We start from the raw sequence: 2,414 nt of genomic DNA, 5'->3' as shown, positions 1-2,414 counted from the left end.
TCCGTCGTGGTGATCAGGGACTCGACACCTCATGATCACCGGAAGTCGTGCCTGCCTCCGCGTCAGCCCCCGCCGACCACGCCGCAGTCCTGCCCCAGCTCCTGAAGCCCCATCGACCCGGATGCACCGCCGGAACGACGCCGCCCTGCCCGCGTACCCCGTCGGTCACCGTCATCGTGGCGCCGACGGGGGACGCCCGTCACCCGCGAGCGGAGTGCGACTTCAGCGGATGCGGTGCTTCCGCCAGAAGGGGCCGAGGTCCCTGTGCGTCATCGACTGTGCGGCCTTCTTGAAGTCGACGGTGGTGGAGACGCCGTACCAGTGGTCGTGGGCGTACTTCTTGATGAGGCGCGCCATGGTGCCGGCCCCGAGGACGTGCTCCAGGTCGGCCAGGACGCAGGGGCCGATCCCGTACACGACCTGGAAGTACTCGCCACGGTGTGTAGACCAGTAGGCCATCGAGTTGGTGAGCGCGGCGGTGGCGCTCGGCCAGGAGTCGTCCGGCGAGCACTCGAACCCGTCCCAGCGGTAGTAGCGCGCGTTGGCGTACTGAGCGAAACTCTCGTCCAGCCAGGGTGAGTTGTACTCGTCGTTGCCCACGATGCCGTACCACCACTGGTGGGCGATCTCATGGACGGTGGCGCCGCCCTCCTCCTCGGTGCCGAGGATGACCAGGCCGGGGTACTCCATGCCGCCGGCGAACCCGGGGGTCATCACGAGGTCTATCTCGCCGTACGGATAGCGGCCGAACTCCCTGCCGAACCGGTCGATGGCGGCGACGCCGTCCTTGCGGTTGAGGCGGACACCGGCGGCGGGCGTGTTCGGCGACCAGTACGACTTCACGCGCACGCCGTCGGGCGAGGTCTGGGTCGCGGTGCGGAACGGGCCCGCCGCCCATGCGAAGTCCCGCACCCGCTTGGCGACGCTGTGGGTGACCGTACGCCCGGTACCGCCGGGGCGGGTCCATGTGCTGCCGGTCGCCGGGACCTTGAGGGCGGACGGGTGGTCGAGGCGCACCCGGAAGTCGCTCGCCAGGGTGTAGAAGCTCTCGCCGTACGACACATACGGATCGAGGTGCCACCCCCTCGCGTCGTGCACGGCGAGGACCGGCAGCGCGTTGCCCAGGAAGCGGAACGCGCCTTCGCGGCCGAAGCGGTTGTTGCGTGCGGGCACGGTGAGGGCCACGTCGAAGGAGACGGCCGTCCGCTCACCGCGTGCGAGCGGCCTCGGCAGAGCGATGCGCAGCGCCGTGCACTTCACGCCGAGGCGGCCCGGAGTGCCGCCGCGCACGTGGGAGACGCGGACGGGGGACGGTCTTCCGGATGTCCCGCAGCCGTCCTCGCCGTTGCCCCACAGACGTATGTACACCTCACGCAGGGGCCGGCTGGAGGCGTTGCGGAAGGACACCGTCTGCCGGCCCGCCCAGTGGGAGCCGTCGCCGTCGGCGCGCAGCTTCACGTCGTAGCTGGGGCGGTCGGGCGTCGCGGGTTCGGCCGCTCTCACCGCGGCGCCGGGCGCCGGGCCGGACGGCGTGCCGGCCTCGGCCACGGTGGAGCCTGCTGTCGCGAGCAGCGCGAGCAGGGCGACCAGCAGACGGCGACCGGTTCTTGAGGGGCGCGTGGGCGACGGAGGCATGGCAGACGACATGACAGATGACATGCCAGCGGATCTTGTCACAGGGTTCCCCACGGCCGACACAGGCCCGTGCGAAGAGGGGAGGTCGGCTCCGCTTGGGCGGCGAAAATGCCAGGGTACGCAGGGGATGTTCGCTGTGCGTTGGCGCACAGTAAGGATCCCGGTTCAACCCATCCGCAGTTCATCCCCTTCCATGAGGCCTGGCCACGTGTTCCTGACCATCATCACCACCGGCACCCCCGAACGCCCCGCGACCGACCTCGGCTACCTGCTGCACAAGCATCCCGACAACGCGCGTAGGTTGAAACTGCTCTCCGCTCTGCCTATGGCAGAGACACAGAGGGCGCTACCTGCCGCGCGGATCAGCGTGGACACCGACGAATCAACGTCCATCCCAAGGCAGTTGGAACACATCCAGACGTGGGCACAGGTCGTTCGGTGTCCGGCTCTGTAGACCTCCCTGAGCGCCCCTCTATGGGCCCCTGGCTTACCGAGGAAGGACGGGAGAAGTGGGACGTCTTGGCAGTCACCACACAGGACCGTCTGAGCCGTGACGATCTCCATTTCATGGCGTTCGTCAAGGACGTTCTTGACTGGGGGAAGACCCTCGTTGTCCTGAATGACCCATCCTTCGATATCTCCACAGAGACAGGACGGCTCATTGCCTACGCCAAGGCGACTCAGGCAGCAGCAGAGCTGAGAAAGATCCGCCAGCGCAGGGCGGCGTCGTTCCGGCGGTGCATCCGGGTTGGTGTCGAGTCCCTGATCACCACGACGGC

Annotated in this window: 2 protein-coding genes and 1 pseudogene; 2 read left to right on the top strand and 1 reads right to left on the bottom strand. The window is 68.3% G+C overall.

The features are described 5' to 3' along the window. Window positions 1-222: 222 nt before the first annotated feature. Window positions 223-1,635, bottom strand: coding sequence for a M1 family metallopeptidase (locus tag ABZ937_RS42725; protein WP_361701077.1), 1,413 nt, complete (start codon window positions 1,633-1,635; stop codon window positions 223-225). 193 nt (window positions 1,636-1,828) lie between these two features. Between ABZ937_RS42725 and ABZ937_RS42720 the strand changes: the two are divergent. Then, window positions 1,829-1,933: pseudogene (locus ABZ937_RS42720) on the top strand (hypothetical protein); the annotation flags it as partial. A gap of 140 nt (window positions 1,934-2,073) precedes the next feature. Next, a partial coding sequence (locus ABZ937_RS42715; protein WP_361701074.1) for a recombinase family protein occupies window positions 2,074-2,414 on the top strand: 341 nt, incomplete at its 3' end.

The sequence above is a fragment of the Streptomyces sp. NPDC046727 genome (genome assembly GCF_040645635.1).
Lineage (GTDB): Bacteria > Actinomycetota > Actinomycetes > Streptomycetales > Streptomycetaceae > Streptomyces.
This window is presented reverse-complemented; position numbering and strand designations above follow the sequence as displayed.

Bases quoted from the DNA above. Each gene is read 5' to 3' on its own strand.
- ABZ937_RS42725 (WP_361701077.1), bottom strand. From the start codon at position 1,635: ATGCCTCCGTCGCCCACGCGCCCCTCAAGAACCGGTCGCCGTCTGCTG.